The sequence below is a fragment of the Ruminiclostridium hungatei genome (assembly GCF_002051585.1).
Lineage (GTDB): Bacteria > Bacillota > Clostridia > Acetivibrionales > DSM-1351 > Ruminiclostridium > Ruminiclostridium hungatei.
In genome coordinates this window covers 89,264-108,212 of the sequence record NZ_MZGX01000007.1, presented here as the reverse complement: position 1 = coordinate 108,212, position 18,949 = coordinate 89,264, and the positions used below count along the sequence as shown (strand labels likewise).

The 18,949-nt window shown below is 43.8% G+C and carries 13 protein-coding genes; 12 read left to right on the top strand and 1 reads right to left on the bottom strand.

The window, feature by feature from the left end:
• Positions 1-34 precede the first annotated feature (34 nt).
• The 8 genes from murA to CLHUN_RS06825 all read left to right on the top strand — a co-directional run bounded on the left by murA (position 35) and on the right by CLHUN_RS06825 (position 9,420).
• A complete protein-coding gene (gene murA, locus CLHUN_RS06860) occupies positions 35-1,297 on the top strand; it encodes a UDP-N-acetylglucosamine 1-carboxyvinyltransferase (RefSeq protein ID WP_080063840.1) in 1,263 nt (420 codons plus the stop codon).
• Positions 1,298-1,530: 233 nt separating this feature from the next.
• Positions 1,531-2,523, top strand: a complete 993-nt coding sequence (gene spoIID / locus CLHUN_RS06855; RefSeq protein ID WP_080063839.1) for a stage II sporulation protein D — start codon at positions 1,531-1,533, stop codon at positions 2,521-2,523.
• Between the two features lie 70 nt (positions 2,524-2,593).
• The gene (locus CLHUN_RS06850) at positions 2,594-3,415 is read left to right on the top strand and encodes a M23 family metallopeptidase (protein ID WP_080063838.1); all 822 of its coding nucleotides are present in this window, start codon (positions 2,594-2,596) and stop codon (positions 3,413-3,415) included.
• Between the two features lie 195 nt (positions 3,416-3,610).
• A complete protein-coding gene (locus CLHUN_RS06845) occupies positions 3,611-4,120 on the top strand; it encodes a ferritin-like domain-containing protein (RefSeq protein WP_080063837.1) in 510 nt (169 codons plus the stop codon).
• A 241-nt stretch (positions 4,121-4,361) separates the two neighbouring features.
• Entirely contained in the window at positions 4,362-5,492 is a 1,131-nt protein-coding gene (locus CLHUN_RS06840; RefSeq protein WP_080063836.1) for a D-alanine--D-alanine ligase family protein, read from the top strand.
• Between the two features lie 191 nt (positions 5,493-5,683).
• On the top strand, positions 5,684-6,151 hold the full coding sequence (locus CLHUN_RS06835; RefSeq protein ID WP_080063835.1) for a YwiB family protein: 468 nt from the start codon (positions 5,684-5,686) through the stop codon (positions 6,149-6,151).
• On the top strand, positions 6,114-7,808 hold the full coding sequence (argS, locus tag CLHUN_RS06830; protein ID WP_080063834.1) for an arginine--tRNA ligase: 1,695 nt from the start codon (positions 6,114-6,116) through the stop codon (positions 7,806-7,808). Before CLHUN_RS06835 ends, argS begins: the two co-directional genes overlap by 38 nt.
• Before the next feature lie 193 nt (positions 7,809-8,001).
• A complete protein-coding gene (locus tag CLHUN_RS06825) occupies positions 8,002-9,420 on the top strand; it encodes a peptidylprolyl isomerase (RefSeq protein WP_080063833.1) in 1,419 nt (472 codons plus the stop codon).
• Between the two features lie 142 nt (positions 9,421-9,562).
• On the opposite strand, the gene CLHUN_RS06820 is transcribed toward CLHUN_RS06825, so the two are convergent.
• Positions 9,563-11,257 carry a methyl-accepting chemotaxis protein gene (locus CLHUN_RS06820; RefSeq protein ID WP_080063832.1) on the bottom strand — a complete coding sequence of 565 codons (1,695 nt, stop codon included), beginning with the start codon at positions 11,255-11,257 and terminating at the stop codon, positions 9,563-9,565.
• A gap of 379 nt (positions 11,258-11,636) precedes the next feature.
• On the opposite strand from CLHUN_RS06820, the gene CLHUN_RS06815 reads away from it, so the two are divergent.
• The 4 genes from CLHUN_RS06815 to loaP all read left to right on the top strand — a co-directional run bounded on the left by CLHUN_RS06815 (position 11,637) and on the right by loaP (position 18,809).
• Entirely contained in the window at positions 11,637-14,660 is a 3,024-nt protein-coding gene (locus CLHUN_RS06815) for an S-layer homology domain-containing protein (RefSeq protein WP_080063831.1), read from the top strand.
• A 25-nt stretch (positions 14,661-14,685) separates the two neighbouring features.
• Positions 14,686-16,329, top strand: a complete 1,644-nt coding sequence (locus tag CLHUN_RS06810; protein WP_080063830.1) for an S-layer homology domain-containing protein — start codon at positions 14,686-14,688, stop codon at positions 16,327-16,329.
• Between the two features lie 84 nt (positions 16,330-16,413).
• Positions 16,414-17,919 carry a S41 family peptidase gene (locus tag CLHUN_RS06805; RefSeq protein WP_080063829.1) on the top strand — a complete coding sequence of 502 codons (1,506 nt, stop codon included), beginning with the start codon at positions 16,414-16,416 and terminating at the stop codon, positions 17,917-17,919.
• A gap of 368 nt (positions 17,920-18,287) precedes the next feature.
• A complete protein-coding gene (loaP, locus tag CLHUN_RS06800; protein WP_165755687.1) occupies positions 18,288-18,809 on the top strand; it encodes an antiterminator LoaP in 522 nt (173 codons plus the stop codon).
• Positions 18,810-18,949: the final 140 nt, after the last annotated feature.

Sequence of the window (18,949 nt, the reverse complement as noted above, 5' to 3'; positions counted from 1 at the left end):
AATACAAAAATTTAAAAGGAAGGGAAGAGCTCACTTGGCGAAATACGTTATTAGCGAAGGTGTACCTTTAAAAGGCAAAGTAAGAGTGGATGGTGCAAAGAATTCAGTTCTTCCGATAATGGCAGCTTCCCTGTTAGGTGAGTCCAAGAGTATTATTGAAGAAGTACCGGATTTATACGATGTCAAAATGATGTGCGAGCTGATAAAATCACTGGGGGCGGACGTGGAAACAATTCCCGGCAGCAGCTCCATCAGCTTTCATGCCAGGGATATAACCAATTCCACGGCACCCTATGAACTGGTTAATAAATTAAGGGCTTCTTTTTTAATTATGGGACCCATGCTGGCCAAAACAGGATATGTCAGAGTTGCATTACCCGGAGGCTGCGCCATCGGATCGAGGCCTGTAGATTTACATTTAAAAGGGTTTACAGCTCTCGGGGCTGAGATAACCCAGGGACATGGCTATATTGAGGCAAGACGCAGCAAGAAGCTGACAGGCAACAAAATATATCTGGATTTTCCCAGTGTAGGCGCTACAGAGAATATACTGATGGCGGCTGTGCTGGCAGAAGGGCAGACAAGCATTGAGAATGCGGCAATCGAACCTGAAATAGTCGACCTTGCAAATTACTTGAATGAAATGGGTGCATGTATTAAGGGGGCAGGAACAGACACTATCAGGATTATTGGTGTGGACAGGCTTCAGGGCTGTACCCACACAATAATTCCCGATAGGATTGAAGCAGGAACTTTTATGGTGGCCGCTGCAATTACAAATGGTGATGTGGAAATCCAAAATGTAGTACCCGATCATCTTAAGCCTATAATTGCCAAGTTAAAGGAGACAGGCCTGGAAATAAGCGAGGAACTGACCTCCATAAGAATCAAGGGCGGTGGGGACCTGAAGCCGGTGGATGTAAAAACTCTTCCATATCCCGGATTTCCCACCGATATGCAGGCGCAGATGACATCGCTGCTATGCTGCTCACAGGGTACCAGCATAGTGACGGAGACCATTTTTGAAAACAGGTTTATGCATGTCAGCGAATTAAAAAGGATGGGAGCCAGCATCAAAATTGATGGGAGGACAGCGGTAATTGAAGGAAAGCAGTGTTTGACGGGAGCAACAGTCAAAGCCACGGATTTAAGGGCGGGAGCCGCACTTGTCCTGGCCGGGCTTTCAGCAGAAGGTGCTACGGAGATAGGCGAGATACAGCATATTGACAGAGGCTACTGCAAGCTCGAACATAAACTTAAAACACTAGGTGCGAAAATTGAAAGGGTGGAAGAATAAGCAGCAAAATGGATACTAATCATAAATAGCTGCAATTATTTCTGTAATGAGATAATTGCAGCTATTTTAATGTAAATATTCAAATTCGGGAAAATTGGTCTATAATCATAAATCATAATTTTGACCCTATATTAATATAAATAAACATGTCCTGTCTGGAGGGAAGCTCAGGCAGATATGTTTGCATTAACTTGTGCCGGTACCGCCCAGGTCTGGCACAGCCGGGGGTCCACATGAAGAAAATCTGCCTGTACATAATTGCCATGATAGTAATAATAATCTTTATACCTTTCGTTCTTGTCCGGAATTTTGTTGTTATTCAGGAGGAGATAAAGGAAAATGCGGAGCATGCAGAAAAAGCAATAACCATAAATGTATACCTCACAGACCAGAAAAAGATTGTCAAGATGAATATAGAAGACTACCTTGTTGGAGTCGTAGCGGCTGAGATGCCGGCATCCTTCCAACCGGAGGCGCTTAAGGCACAGGCAATAGCAGCGAGGACTTATGCACTGGGACGGGCAGCCAAACTTTATGGCTCTTCTGAATCTGTGCACAGCGGAGCGGATGTCTGCACAAATCCTGCCCACTGTCAGGCCTGGATAAGCAAGGAAACGGCCATGAGGCGCTGGGGACTGTTCTCTTCCTTTAAGTACTGGAATAAGATATTAAAAGCGGTAAACGACACAGAAGGGCAGATTATTGAGTATAACGGAGTGATAATAAACCCTCTTTTCCACTCCAACAGCGGAGGTCATACCGAAAATGTGGAGGATGTGTGGGCAGGCACGGCAGAACCGTATTTAAGAGGAGTTGAAAGCCCGGGAGAAGATACTTTTTCAGAGTATAAATCTCAGGTGGCCATGGAGCAGGAGGAAATGGTTGAAAAGCTGAAGGCTTTCAACCCGGAATTCGAGCTGAAGGAGAAGGATATACTGTCCACTGTAGAGATAAAAAAGTATTCGTCGGGGGATAGGATAATGGAGATGAAAATTGGCAATATAACAATCAAGGGTACTGATTTCAGGAAGATATTCCAGTTGAAATCGGCTAATTTTAAACTGTCTGAGCTGTCAAACGGGAAGGTGGCCATAACTACCCTAGGCTATGGCCACGGGGTAGGAATGAGCCAGTGTGGAGCTGACTATATGGCGAAAGAGGGATATACCTGCTCTGATATTTTGAAATATTATTATAAGGGCGTTACTATAAAGAAAATTAACTAAAATGATTTTACCTTCATGTATATTGTTGGCAATAAAGGAAACAATATTTAATGGAGGTGGAATATATACTATGAAGAAACTTATTCCAGACGAAAAGAATTGGAAAGACAAGCTGTCAAGATTCTTCAGCAATAAAGGATTCTATGTGATACTGGCAGTTTGTATAATCATTGTGGCAGCCACAGCGATATTTGTAACTACTCAAAAAATGAACTCACCTGATACGGCCATCAACAGCCAGGATAAGATAATTCCCGGAGATGAAAATGCCAATCAGGCAGATCAGGAAGACCCTGCGAAAGCGGTAGCGGCCGGTACGGCTGCTAAAAATGCTCCAAATCAGGCACCTGCATCGGATTCCACAAAAGAACCTGCAAAAGAATCTTCAAAGGAACCTGCAAAGAGCTCAACACCTGCAAAGACCAAGTCGACAGCCTCAAATGCAGCAATCACATTTATCCGTCCGGTAGATGGTTCAATAATGAAGGACTATACCAGAGACGTAAATACTTTCTCAGAATCAAAGACTCTGGGAGATATAAGGGCTCATACAGGTCTGGATTTCAAAGTAGACAAGCTTACTCAGGTAAGAGCGGTTGCAGACGGAACAATATCTCTTGTGGAGGACAATACCAGCGGCATAACGGTTGAAATCACACATGGTACAAGCGGCTTGAAGACCAGGTATGCAGGCTTGTCAAAACAGGACCTGGAGGACATAAGCTGTGGCTTGAAGGTTAAGGCAAATGATATAATCGGCCTGGTAGGAGATCCGATTCAAAGCGAATGTGAAGATGGTGCCCATCTGCATTTTGAAGTGCTGAAAAATGGAAAAGCAGTGGACCCGGTACCATATTTAAAGTCATCAACATCGGCAAATACGGCGAAATAATAATATACTGAAGTAATTATTTTATAAAAAAGCGGAATCCGTCACAGGGTTCTGCTTTTTCATGACGTCCTGAGAAAAAATGTGGCTGGCGTCTGTTTTAATTTTACTTGACGGGGTATATTCTTTATAGACTTTTAACTGCTGGAACTTTTACGGCAAGAGACTCAAAATTAATTTCACAGAGGAGATAGGATTATGAGCAAAATAAAAGAGATACTGGAATATGCCATGAGAATGGAGAATGACGCCCAGGAGTTTTACAGCTTCAACATGGACAGGGTCAAGTCCGCTGAGCTGAAAAAGCTTTTTGAAGAACTGGCCGAAATGGAAAAGAACCATTACGCCGTTTTAAGCAGTATTTACGATATATTGAAGGTAACACCTCCTCCTATTGTAATGTCCTGGGTGGTGGATGATACCTCCAGAGAAAAAAATATATCCATAATAGCTGATAATTCAGAACTTATAATAACTGATGAAAACACCATTTCGGATTTGGCTGTTATCAGACTTGCATATCTTATGGAAAGTGATTTTGCGTTGTTCTATTCCAATGCTGCCGCACAGGTTGAGGACGGAGAGGCCAGAAATTTCCTCCTTGAACTGGCAGAGTGGGAAAAGAAGCATGAAACCATGTTCAAAGAGAGGTATGAAAAGCTTTTGAAGCAGAGCTGGAAGGATGTGGCGGGAATAATCTTTAAATAGCAGACAACCATGGATATACATATATAAATAAATACGGGGATTTATCCGGAAGAGCCGGAACTTATGCCTTGGTGCGTAAGCTCGGGCTCTTTTGCCATGTTGCTGGATTTTCTTGTATTCTTGGTACTTAAATAGTAAAATGTAAAATATAATTTAAATGACATAGAAGAATCCCGGAATTAATATAGTAGGGGCGGAGTCAAAATTTTGACTTACGTACATTTATGGTATGGAGGTATTTATGGCAAAGAAAAGAGTGGCTGTAATATTTGGCGGACAGTCTTCAGAACATGAAGTGTCCAGAGTCTCGGCTCAATCTGTAATCGAGAATATTGATAAATCAAAATATGATGTTATTATGATAGGAATTACAAAAGAAGGACAATGGCTTACATATGAGGGCCCCGCCCAAAAGATCGGCAGCGGCGAATGGCAGGCTTTGGCCGAAGCTGCTCTTATAGGAGGCGGAGACTCCGGCACAGTCTCCGGCGGCTCCACGGACCTGCTGGTTAAAAATACTGCAAAAAGCATAATTTCAGAAGGTTCAAAACAGCCTGTGGATGTGGTCTTCCCTGTTTTGCACGGCTGCAACGGAGAGGACGGAACCATTCAGGGACTCTTTGAACTTGCAGGCATACCATATGTGGGCTGTGGCGTTCTGGGTTCGGCTGTGGGTATGGACAAGGCCTATACAAAGATAATATTTGAAAAGGAAGGCCTTCCACAGGGGAATTACCTGGTATTCAACAGAAAACAGATAAGCTATAGAACTCAGGAGGTAGTAGAGGAAATAGAAGGCAGGCTGACGTATCCCTGCTTTGTAAAGCCTTCAAATGCGGGTTCGTCTGTGGGGGTTAACAAGGCCTCCAACAGGGAAGAATTGATAAGGGCTCTTGAAATAGCAGCAAAAAATGATAGAAGGATACTTGTTGAAGAATTTATAGACGGCAGGGAGATAGAGTGTGCCGTGCTTGGAAATGACGAACCCATAGCTTCGGCAGTGGGAGAGGTAGTTCCATGTAATGATTTTTATGATTACGAAGCAAAATATCAGGTAGGAGACGATTCCAAGGGAATCATACCTGCTGAAGGGCTGCCTGCCGAAACGGTACAAAAAATCAGGGAGTATGCTGTCAGAGCATTCAAGTGCCTGGACTGCGCCGGACTTTCCAGAGTGGATTTCTTTGTACATAAGACTACCGGTGCTGTTTATATAAACGAAATAAATACTCTTCCCGGCTTTACACAGATAAGCATGTATCCCAAACTGTGGGCTGCCAGCGGGATAGAATATTCCCAGCTTATTGACAGGTTGATTGAACTGGCCGAGGAAAGATTTGAGGACTGCAAAAGGGAATTTACAAATTCCTGATTTATCTTCAGCAGGATAAACGGCTTAACGGCGCGGCGTACCTTACAGCTTAGCAATTCTGGAGTTTTTTGTATTAATTTCATGCTGACGGTTGAAAAAATCGCATTTAATGTATATTATATCATCAGTAGGCAGCAGACCCCGCCAGGAGCGGCTGGAGCAACGTGACCGGAATTTGAGGAGGAAACTGGATGAGTAAAGACGTGATAATTAATGTAAAGGGTATTCAAACCGATCCGGAAAATGACAGAAATACTCTTGAACTTATCACAGAGGGAAAGTATTATCAAAAGGGCAATAACTACTATATTACCTATAGGGAAAGCGAAGTGACCGGCATGCTGGGTACTACCACAACCTTAAAGGTGTCTGACGGTGTCGTGACCTTAATGAGATTTGGAAAAGTAAATTCGCAGTTTGTTTTTCAGAAGGGACAGAAGCATATATCCTCATATGAAACTGAATACGGGGTTTTTACAATTGGTGTGTACGCTAATAATGTTGACATAAACATAAATGATTCCGGCGGAGAGATACGTGTTGGCTATCAAATGGAGATAGATAGCCACAACACCGGAAGAAATGATTTTTATATGCAAATAAGAGAGGTAGGAGCTGCAAATGAGAAATATAACAGAGGAAATACGCCAGCAAATTAATAGTTCTGTGCTGAAGGCAGTCAATAGGGCCATAAAAGCCGGGGAGCTGCCCGAACTTGAAATCGGCCAGATTACCATAGAGATTCCCAGAGAAAAAGGTCACGGTGACTTTTCAACAAATATTGCAATGCAGATTACCAAGGTGGCAAAAAAAGCGCCCCGGCTTATAGCTGAAACCATAATAAAGAATATGGACCTCACCGGCACTTATATAACCGAAGTTACCTGTGCAGGACCGGGATTTGTTAATTTTACCCTTGACGCCAAATACCTGTATGATGCAATCAGGATAATCAAGGAAGAAAAGGACCGGTACGGAAGGATAAATGTAGGCAATGGGAAAAAGGTAATGGTGGAGTTTGTAAGCGCAAATCCCACCGGACCGCTGCACATGGGCAATGCCCGCGGCGGAGCTCTGGGAGACTGTATTGCCAGCGTACTTGCTGCCGCAGGCTATGAAGTTACCAGGGAATTTCTTATAAACGATGCAGGAAATCAGATAGAAAAGTTTGGTGCCTCACTTGAAGCAAGGTATATTCAGCTTATAAAGGGAGCAGATGCCGTAGAATTTCCGGAGGACGGATACCACGGAGAGGATATCACCGAGCACATGAAGGATTTTGTTGCTGCTAACGGTGACAGGTATATTGATATGCCCTCTGAGGAGCGGAAAAAGGTATTTGTGGACTTTGCCCTTCCCAGAAATATTCAGAGAATAAGAGAAGGCCTGGAAAGCTACGGAATTCATTTTGACGTATGGTTCTCAGAGCAGACTCTGCACAAAAGCGGTGAGGTAATGGAAACCATAGAGCTTCTTAAGACAAACGGCTGCACGGTGGAAAATGACGGCGCACTGTGGCTTAAGGGCTCTGTAATCGGCAGTGAAAAGGACGAGGTGCTCATAAGGAATAACGGTATCCCAACCTATTTTGCAGCCGACATAGCCTACCACAGGAACAAATTTGAAACCAGGGGTTTTGAATGGGTTATCAATCTCTGGGGAGCAGACCATCACGGGCATGTTGCCAGAATGAAGGCTGCCATGGCTGCCATCGGCATCAATCCGGAAAGGCTGGATGTGGTGCTGTTCCAGTTGGTACGACTGTACAGAAACGGTGAAATAGCCAGAATGTCCAAGAGAACCGGAAAATCCATTTCATTGATGGACCTTGTTGAGGAAGTGGGCAGGGATGGTGTCAGATTTTTCTTTAATACAAAGGCCTCAGGCAGCCACCTTGACTTTGACCTTGATCTGGCTGTAAAGCAGTCAAACGAAAATCCTGTCTTTTATGTACAGTATGCCCATGCCAGAATATGCAGCATGCTTAAGCTGCTGGAAAGCGAAGGGATAAGCATACCTGATATAAATACCGCCAGGCTTGAGCTGCTGGACAAGCAGGAGGAACTTGAACTTATAAAGAAGCTTTCGGAATATCCTGATGAAGTCAGGATATCTGCGGAAACTCTTGAGCCCAGCAGGCTCACCCGCTATGTCCAGGAAGTTGCGGCTTCCTTCCACAGCTTCTATACCAACTGCAGGGTCAAGGGTGAGGAGCAGGAGCTAATGAAGGCAAGACTGGTTCTGGTTGACGTCACAAGAACTGTTATCAAAAATGTGCTGGATCTGCTGAGTATCAGCGCACCTGAAAGAATGTAAGCAAAAGTGGAAATAAAGTTGTTGAAAGAAAATACTCTGTACCGCACCGGGATGGTAAATATCCGGCCTGGTACAGGGTATTTTCTTTCAATGCCTGACGGGTGTTTCAGCGGGAAAAAAATATTGTAGATATTGAGACATAATGGTATAATTTAGTAATTAAGGGAAGAAAATATAATTTTAGGGAGGAAACATGTTTAATAAGAAAAGACTCTCAACACTTCTGCTTACCATAACTTTCAGCTTATCTTTGAACAATATATCCGCATTTTCCATACCAGCAGCAGATAAATACCCGGCTTCCGGTGTACCTGCCGTATCAGCCGCCGGCACTACCAAAACAGGTGCGGCCGACACCAAAAAGGTCACAACAAAACTGGTGCTGAACCGCAGTGAGGTGACACTGGTCGCGGGGCAGTCACTTCAATTGGCCGCAGCCTTGCAGGCCAACGGCAAACTTTTGGCAGACAAGACAAAATTTACATGGAAATCTGATAAAACCAGCTATGTAAAGGTTGACAAGCAGGGAAAGCTGACTGCTGTGAAGGCAGGTACAAAAGCAGTTATAACCGTCGTCAGCACTGACAAAAAATATACTGCAGTCTGCAAGGTAAATGTATTGACCGAGAAGGAGGCTGCCAACTGCGTGGCATTGGTGGGAAAGTTGGCAATAACAAAGCAGGAGTATACACTTTTTACAAAAGCCAACATGAATGCGCTTCTTGAAAACAGCCCCGGAGTCACCCCGGATAAGGTGGATTGGTCGGCTCAATATAACGGAGCAACCTTGCGGGAGTCCATAAAGCAGCAAACCTTTGAAGTCCTGAAGGAATTGAAGATTCACGCAGCAAAGGCGAAGGAAGCAGGCTTATCGCTTGATGCCGATACTATAAAAGAAATAGAAACACAGGATGAAGCATGGATTTCAATGTACGGAGACCGCAAGACAGCAGAAAAACAGATTATGTCATATTACGGTATAACTCTGGCGGAATATAAAGAGATTTGCAAGACTCTTGCACTTGCAAGAAAATATGTTGAGGCAGAGCATAACAAAATCAAGGTCAGTGATGCTGAAATCGAGAAATACTATAATGCAAATAAAAACAGCTATGATACTGTGACAGTAACACATATACTGATTTCCACCATTGACAGCAACGGCAGTGCCTTGAGTGAGGACAAGAAGCTTGAAGCCAAAAAGAAGGCTGAGGAGCTTCTGGCAAAGGTAGATTCAGGAGAGGATATAAAGGAGCTGGCAAAAAAATATTCCGAGGACCCGGGTGTGGTGGAAAACAGCGGACAGTACACCTTTGGTGTGGGTGAAATGGTTCCGTCCTTTGAAGATTGGGCCTTCTCGCATAAGGCAGGAGAAACCGGCATTGTGGAATCCCAGTACGGCTATCATATAATGAAAATGGACAAGAGGGATTCCAAGGCCTTTAAGGATTTAAAGGAAGAAATCAAACAGTCCCTGATAGATACAAAATTCAACGACAGCTTCACAGTGAAGATGGAGACCTTCAATAGTGATCCGGGTTTTGATATTATCGTGAATAAAAGCATCCTGGACAAACTGGATAAGACATTATTTGCAGGAGCCTTGAAATAAAAGACGTATGCTATTGCAAATCATAGAGAATTGGAAGACCGGCTGAAAGCATCAGCCGGTCTTTTTAACAGGGTTAATCTTATTACGATTTTAAAAACTTACTTCATCACCTCATCACCTCGGAAAAGTATATTAAAAGCTCTTAAATTTTAAAATCGGACATATAGGTTTTAAGTTTTTCCGAAGCCGCTTTTGTATCCTGGGAGGCTTTTACCACTTCATTGCCCTTTTCCAGTATTTCCGATGCTTTGACAGCGATGTTGGAAGTGCCTTCCGCAGCTTCGTTAGTGGAAATAGTGACTTCGTTTATGGCCTTCATCATATTGCTGATTGATACCAGGAGCTCTTCGGAGGTGGAGCTGAACTCAAATACCAGTTCATCAATACGGGCAGCATCGCTGCTGTATTGCTCGCTTGCCTCAACCTGGCTGCCATAGTCTCTGATAACCGTCGATTCAATAAAGGATAAAATGCTTTGTGAGCCTGACACAAGGTTTTCCACCGCCACAAGGACATTTTTGGTAACGCTCTGAATTTCTCCCACCGCTTTTTTAGAGTCTTCGGCCAGTTTTCTTATCTCATCGGCCACAACGGCAAAGCCGCGGCCGGCTTCACCTGCTCTTGAGGCTTCAATAGCTGCATTCAGTGCCAGCAGGTTGGTCTGGCTGGTAATCTGCATGATTGCATCGGATAAAAGCCTGATCTGTTCTATGGATTGGCTTTGCTCAATTGCTTTTTTCAGTTCTGTGTTTGTGGACTGATAGATATTGTATGCGTGATCCCTGGATTCTTTTGCTGTAGCTTTCAGCGCCAGTGACTTTGCGTTGATTTCCTTTGCTGCAAAGGAAGTTTCCTGAGCCTTTTTGGCAATATTTTCAACTGCGGACTCTATTTCTGACGAGGTTGCATTCATCTCCTCCATTGTGGCCGCGGTTTGCTGCATTCCTGCCGACAACTGCTGGGTAGTTGCGGAAACATCTTCAATATTGCCGGTAAGAGAGGAAATTTCGCTGTAGGTATGTGCCATGGCCTGATTGATTTTAGAGGATTCACCTATGACAGATTCTATGATTCCATGAACAGCTTGCTGCATTTTGTGGGCAGACTTGGATATCTCCCCAAGTTCACCGCTTAATTTAAAGCTTTTTTCATCCAGAGTGTCACTGAAATCTCCTTCTGAAAATTTGTTAAGTTGGGTGTTGATCCTGCCTATGGCCTTGCTCAATACATGGCCTATGTAGAAGGCCAGTACCGCACCCACCAGCAGGGAAACAGCAATTAGAGCAGCTATGACGGTCACGATGCCGGTTATCTGCCTGTCTATAACAGTTTTATCGACTCCTACAAACCACATGCCTATTATTTTACCGCCTGAGTCCTTAAGTGGAGTATAATATGTAAAGCAGTTATTGCCTTGAACCATTGCAGTGCCCCTGTAGGTTTTGCCTTCCTGCAGAACAGTGGTGGCAACAGCAGAGGAGGCCTTTGTTCCCACTGCTCTGTTACCGTTTTCACCGGGTACATTTGTGGACACTCTGGTGTCGTCCAGGAATATTGTAGCATAATAGCCGCTTTCCTCTTTGACCGTATCCACAAATTCAGTGGAGTCATTAATTTTTTCATCACCCTTGTAAAGTGCTCCGTCTTTGATATTCCAATCACCTGGATATCTTTCATCAAAAAAGGCTAAAGACAAGTTCGCATTTTTTTCAATATTTTCCTGGTAGTTGCCGGTAACTATTCCCGATACTTCTATATAGACAAGAAAGAATACAAAAAGGGCAAAAAGCAGCAGAACAGCAGTAAAGGAAAGGACTAACTTTGCTTTGATCTTCATATTATCATCTCCATAAATCTATTATTTTTTAAGGACCTGCACATCATTACTTTTACGAGTATAATACCACGATATTAACGTGTATAACATGCAACCCGCAAAAAAATAACAAAGCTGTGCTATTCTGTCACAATCAGTCTGCCTGACTGCATCCTTTTCTTGTATCGGAAAAACAGTCAGTAAGAGTAATGAGTATATTATGGTAAACTTAATTGGACGAGCATATGAAGGATGACTGAAAGCGGAAAACCCGCCTTTTCCGGAACATTTACATGCAGGCAAGGCCGATATTGTAATGAAACTTTAATAATAAATATCCAAAAAAAGCCGATATAATAAGCATATAGAGAAAAATTTTCTAGATACAGGGGTCAGGTAAATGAATCATTTTAAGTCTTCAAATACTAATACCATTTCCAGGAACAATTCCGGACGGCTAACCAAAATTATGGCAGCGGCGGTTGCATTTGCTGTTATGGCACAGTCAAGCCTTGTGTTTGCCGCTGTGAGTAAAGAGGCAATAGTAAATACATATACAGCCACTCCTAACGGACAGGCTGTTATAAACAATCTTAAATATACGGATATAGGCAACGCGTCTTATGATTTGAAGGATGCCATTTACCAGAATGGCGCCCTTGATTTGCTAAAGGGCTTTGGAAATACAAAGTTCAATCCGAATGGAACTGTGTCAAAGGAAACGGCACTGTATCTGGCGTATATGGCTGCCAACAGGGTACAGGACATAACTGCCCAGGGACAAGCCTTAAATGCAGCCAGATCTGCGGCCCAGAAGAAAACCAGCCTGCAGGCCATACTCTATGACGGCAGTATACAACTGGCGGCCAACGAGGGCCTTATAACCCGGCAGGAGCTGGCCGACGCCATGAATTCCGACCAAAGCGGACTTGAAGCAGGTGATTTTATCAGAGGAGCAGCAGTACAAAGGCAGGAGTTTGCCACCTGGCTGGCCAAGGCGCTCATGCTGCCGCCTGCCTACGAGGAACAGGAGCTTTTCAATAATTTTTCCGATTGGAACAGTGCCATTCCCGAAAATGTACCTTACATAGAAGCAGTTTTGCAGAATAATATTATGAGCGGTGACGGCAAGGGCAGCTTTAATCCCAAGAAAGCCGTCACCAGAGAGCAGGCGGCAAGGATACTTAAAAATGCCGAAAATGTGATATTGCCCTTAAAGAGCATGGAAAAGCGGACAGCAACCGTTGAAGACATACAGAAGACAAAGGATACATCAAAGGGCTACAGAATTGACTATACCACCCTTGTTGTAAGAAACTCGGATGGACTTTTGGATGAACTGGTGGCTGAAACCCGTTACCAGGCACCCTCAACCACTTCAAACGAACAGACGGGAAAAGTCCAGGAGGCTTACAGGACTGAAATTCCGGTTTTCAGAGACGGAACAATTTCAAATTCCCAGAGCCTGAAAAAGGGCGACAGGCTTGAATACATAGCAGGTATGGACGACAGGACAGTAAGGTATGCCCGTGTGCTTTCCAACAGCGGAGAGGTCAGCTATGTGGCAGCTATAGTGAATAGTGTGGCCAATACTGCAAGAACCATAAACTATACTCCACTTACACAGGCCGTCAAATATCCCACCCAGGATATAGCAGACCCTGTCAGACAGACTGTAAACGGAAATGTTGTCTATGAGAACAGGACCTATTCAAATAACATTTTAAATGCAATAACAAAGGGGCCTGTGAATATGACTTCCATACTGCCGGATTCGGTGGTTATCATAGGCTTGAAGCAAAATATCGTAACAGAGATTGTTCCTATTACAGTCAAGAAGGAGCGTGAACTGGGACTGGCGGCAGGTATTGTTGAAGAAAACAATCCCCAGTTGGGTTACCTTACGCTGTATAACGTGGACGGATCAGGAAAGACTCCCCTGGAGCTTTCAGCCTTGAGAACCTTCAATTATTCCGACCCCAACAGTGTCCAGGTTTATAAAAACCACCAGCCCGCGGTCTTGGAGGATATAGAGCCGGGAGATACGGTGTTTGTGAGAATAGACGAAACAGGTGCGGTTTCCTCAATAAGCAGTGTTGACAACTATACCGTCCGCTATGGAAAAGTTGTTTCCAAAAAGCTCAGTTCCATTACTGTGGAAACCGATAAGGGCATACTGCAGTACAACACTGACGGCGTTAATGTAATAAAGGACGGCAGGCTGTCTAAAATCAGCCAGTTAAAGGATGGCGACAGGGTAAAGCTTCTTATAAATGAAGCTCCCAATCTCACAAGGCTGAAGGAAATAACCATAGAAAGCGGAGACAAACTTGTAGCAAATATATATAAAGGTAAATTCAGCAGCTATAACAGCCTGTCAAATCAGATACTGTTAAGTGATCCATGGGTATTGCGAAAGGGCGTCTGGGTCAAGGATGAGGTTGAGCCCATGAAATCCCTGAGACTTGGGGATAACTTTGCCGCATATTACGGAGGTACGGCCCAGCCTGTGAAGGACATGAACAAATACTTGCCGGGAGCGGTTGTGTACCTGGTAAGCGAGAGGGACTACGGCAACAATGAAAATATAGTAATGGCCAACTTTACAAACGACCTTGAGGTCCCATACAATGACAAGGTGTATACTGCCGGCACTAACAGGTTCACGCTGCAGCAGGCGCTGACCAGCATCACCTATGACAAGGGGACCATTGTTGTAAAGGATGGCAGACTTGTTCAGGGAAGCAGTGTGGCAGCCAATGACTATGCATACGTGGTTGCAAACAGGGATTCCGCCAGCGGAACGCTGGTGGCAGGAGTGGTTTCGGTGGAGCAAAGAGCCGGGACAGACGCAGTGCAGCTATACAGAGGAAGAATTACCGCTATCGATCCATATAAGAATGTTACACTGCAATCCTATTCAAGACTGAGCGGAGTGAACTGGGAATATGCCAATACTCCCATAACCTTTACTCTCAGTGCTGATACAAGGATTACAGACACAGACGGCATTGTGGGACAGGGTGATTTTATCAGCAGCAACAGTGCGGATACTTTCAGGGACAGGACGATTTATATCTTGAGCAATGGCACAAATGCAGTTGAAATAAGCACTGCCCCCTATGGAAACGTAAATGTAACAGGTGAGCTTGCAATGGCTTCCGGGGGTACGGTGGACGAGGAAGGGAATCTGGTGTCACAGCCTACGGCCCTGGAACTGAAAAACTGCAGGTACTACAATTCGTCTTCGAATATATATGTAAGCATTGCTGACAGTAAGGTCAACCTGCTTGCAAATTCACTGGTAATCAAAAATAATGTGAGAATTAATCCTTCCGAGCTGAAAAAGGGTGACAAGCTCAGGATATTGAAGAAAGACAGTGCCACAACAGGAGATGCCTATATAGTAATAGTGGAAGAATAGATAAAACAGTCGGAGGTCAGGTATTTTGCATAATCTATTTCTAAAATCAAAAACTGAAAAGCAAAAAAAACGCCACAGGGCCGGACCAGGTGGGGAAACTGTGAGAGTACCTGCAAGGAGGACTGCCGTGAGCCTGATTCTGGCGGTAAGCTTCCTTTTGACAATCAGTCCTGCGGGTGTCCAGGCAAGACAGGGAGACAGCGGCTATGAGGGAGGGATATCCTCCGGTGAAACCCCCAGTATGACAAACCTGTCCTCTTCCAGCAAATATGAGTTTGACTACCAGGAGCCTTTTTTCCTTACGGGAGTACCGGTAATACTGAAGGGCAAACTGACCCTTACAAAAAAGCTTAAGGAAGATACAAAAACAAAATCACAGGTTTTAACCAGCACTTATGTGTATTCCCTCAAAAACGGCACTCAGGACACCCTTACAAGGTCTCTGACCTTTGTAACCACCATAACGCCCAAGGCCAACGGACAGAAGGTGGAGTCCACGCAGTTGACAAAGGCCACCGAGAATGCCAAGGTTGGAGGCGCGGTGTATATAATCTCATCCATAGCAGATTATGAGCTGACAAAGTCCATTCTTAATGATATGAAACCTGCGGTAAACTATTTTCAGGGTGAAATAATCAGCAGGAAGAAGTACAGAATGGGAACTACGGGGTCCGATTATGTCACTGTAAACTCCACTGCCAGCTATACCGGCTATGACCAGTACTGGAGCTCTGCTGAGGCTCAGCTCATAAACCAGGAGATTGTTCAGCAAAGAGCCGGGAAGGCTCCTGTCACTGTGGGAAATATAAAAATGGAGGTCTCTACCACGACTAAAAAAGAACTTAAATATTATGAGAACCTTCCGGAACAATCAAGTATTCAAGGGGGTTATGTCCAGACACAGGCGAATGAAAATGTCCTGAAATATACTGCAGTATTAAGTGAATTGGATAAAAAGAAGCTGCCTACTACCAAACTGGTGCCATATGCAGGTGATTTGAAGCTTGAAAGCTTTCCAAGTTCGACCAGACTTGTTTCACCAAACCTTAATCAAATAAGAGGTCATGCCTCTGAGGAAAATATTGCCTTGCTGTTTGGCCTTGAGGCTTTTGAAAATGCGGAGGCCTTTGATCCTCAGGAGTACATAAGCAGAGCCGAATTTGTGGACGCCTTTTTGAAGGTGGCTCCGGAAGTACCTCTTGATCCCGCATTTAAAGCAAAAACAACGCCTTCCAGAACTACAAAAAATACTGTGGTTACTTCACCCTTTGCGGATGTTTCAGTAAACCGGGGAGATTTTGAGAGTATAAGCAATGCCCTAAAAAGAGGTGTTATATCAGGCAATGGAAAAAGCAAATTCAGACCTGATGATCTTATTACGGTTTCAGAAGCGGTGGCGATGATGGTTAACACCCTGGGGCTCAACAGTCTGGCCCCGAACCCGGTTCCGGTCACAGGCTTCAAGGACAATGACAAGATACCTTCCTATGCAAGAGCGCCAATGTATGTGGCTGAAAAAATAGGACTTATATCCGGGGACGCAAAGGGATATATTTATCCCAACGACAGGATAACCAAGGCAAAATATGCAGATATGATGAAGGCATATATTGACTATATGGGCAAGGATATAAGAAAAGAGTACATGGAAAAGCTCATAAGCTATTAATTTTAATTTTAAATGTGATATATGGAAAAGTGGCTGTATAATATACTAGTACAACATTTTACCATTCAGAGAGGACCTAAGCCAATGAACAAGCTAAAGAGATTTTCTGCGGTAATTCTGTCTCTGGCCATACTCATGTCAGTCTTCAGTTTTGGCACTGTTGCCGCTGAAGGCCAGGGGAGCGGCCAAACACAGATAACCGTTCAGGAGCAATATCTGGAGAGTGCCAGAGATTTTATCAGACAGAAGTATAACGGAGAAATACCCCAGGAGGCTTTAAGCAAGGCAACCACGCTTCAAGAAATGTTTGACATACTTGATGATTATTCGGTGTTCTTTTCATCCGATGAATTTTATTCCTTTGTAGGTTCCTTGGCAGGTTCTGTTGAGGGAGTGGGTGTTCAGGTTCAACTTGAAGAAAAGTCAAAGTACATAACCATTGTAAAAGTATATAAAAATTCACCGGCATGGAAGGCAGGAGTTCTTTCGGGAGACCAGATTGCAGAGGTTGACGGGGTATCGGTAGCCGGTCAGGCTTTGGATGCCGTTGTGGCGAAGGTAAAGGGTCCGGCGGGCACGAAGGTCAGGCTGGGGCTTCTCAGACAGGGAGAGAAAGATTTAGTCAATCTTGAGATGTCCAGAGCATCGGTAAATATTCCGTCCGTGCATTACGAGGCCAGAGGTGCCATAGGTTATATACTCATAGATTCATTTTCCAGCAACACCTACAGTGGAGTAGTGGAAGCCCTTGGAAGCTTTGATGAAAAAAAGATAACAAAGGTGGTGCTGGATTTGCGGAATAATCCTGGAGGATATGTGGATCAGGCTGTTCAACTGGCTCAGTTGTTTGTGCCAAAGGGCCTTATTACAAAATTGGATTTCAAAGATGGGGCGCAAACTGACGAGACCTACTATTCCTCGCTTTCAAGCCTTAAATACAAACTGGCTGTGCTGGTAAACGAGAACTCGGCCAGTGCCTCGGAAATTTTCACCGGTGCAGTAAAGGATACAAAGGCAGGAGTTGTTGTGGGCACAAAAACTTTCGGGAAAGCAAAAGTACAGGCATTCTATCCTATTTTAAACACCGGGGCCTTTGAAAGCCTGAACAAGGATATGAAACCTAAATCCGTAAATGCTTATGATTTTACATACGAACCAGAGGACAGCCAGCTTGCAGGCTGGGCAAAACTGACTACGGGCCTGTATTATACACCTAATGGGGATTGTATAGACCTTAAGGGTATAGAACCCAATGTGAAGGTAGACGATCAAAAGCTCACTGAGGACAATGTGCCCGTAAACCTCCTTGAGGCTTTGACTGTCACGGTTAAACCAAGACTCGGAAGCAAATATACCGATGTATTTTATGCGGAGCATATTTTAAAGCTTTTGAATTATAATGTTGATGATCCTGATATGACGCTTGACAGCAAGACTGTGGACGCCATCAAAAAGTTCCAGAAGGATAACAAGGTTTACAGCTACGGCGTATTGGATTTTTGTACACAAAAGCTTTTGAACAGCCGCCTTGCTGCTCTTAAGCAGGTTAAGGACCCTGTGTATGCCAGGGCAGTGCAGTTGATAAAGTAGAATATAAATATAAAAATTAAAATATGCTGTAATCCAGGAAGAACCCCTGCAGACTCAAATATTGTGAGCCTGCAGGGGTTCTTTGCGCAAGAGCCATTTCAAAACTTTCTGTATGGAAATGTATAAAATAGAGGCAGAAGGTAAGCTGATAAATTTATGGCATATAATTACAGCGCCTACCCAAATGCAACATAGATTATTACAATATATTATTACTTTGTGTAGAAAATTTGTTTTATTGTATGGGAAATGGCGAAGGTATTAAATTTACAAAATTACGTATCGGAGTATAATTTCAAATAAATGGAATTTAACCGGATTCTTCAACAATCCTGGTATAAGGCATGCAAAAAAGGACGGAGTTTGAAATGGACTTTAAAACGAAAGAGAAATGGTACGCCTTGTTTGTGGTTACCGGTGAAGAGGATATAATCAAGGACAGGCTCAACCTCAAAATGCGGGACGGACTCAGGGCTGTTGTACCGAAGAGGAGATTGAATGAGAGAAAACATGGAAGGTGGCAGGAAAAATTAAGGATACTGTTTCCCGGATATATTCTCCTTAATGGATGTATTCAAAATGATTCCTATGATTTATTCAGAGGAATCCCGGGAGTTATAAGGCTGTTGAAAGACAATGACGGACCTCAGCAAATTTTGCAGCAGGAAATTGAGAACATATGCAGACTGACCTCTGACAGCGAGATAATCGGATATTCCAAAGTATGTATTTCAGGCGGAAAAGTTGAGGTAATAGAAGGTCCACTGTGTGGAATGGAGGGATACATTCGTTCTGTTGACAAAAGGAAAGGAAGGGCAAAGGTAATACTTAACCTCATGAGTGAGCCAAGAATAGTAGAGCTTGGTGTGACCATGGTTAAGCCGGCATAGGATCCCGGAAAGCTCTTTTCATTGTTTCGGCATGGAAGGATAATACGGGGGATATAAGTATTTAAATATAAGCGAAGCAGGTTCTTACCGGTTCGTATGGCAAAGCACTGCCATTTTTAAAAAAAGAAGGAGAGGAACTA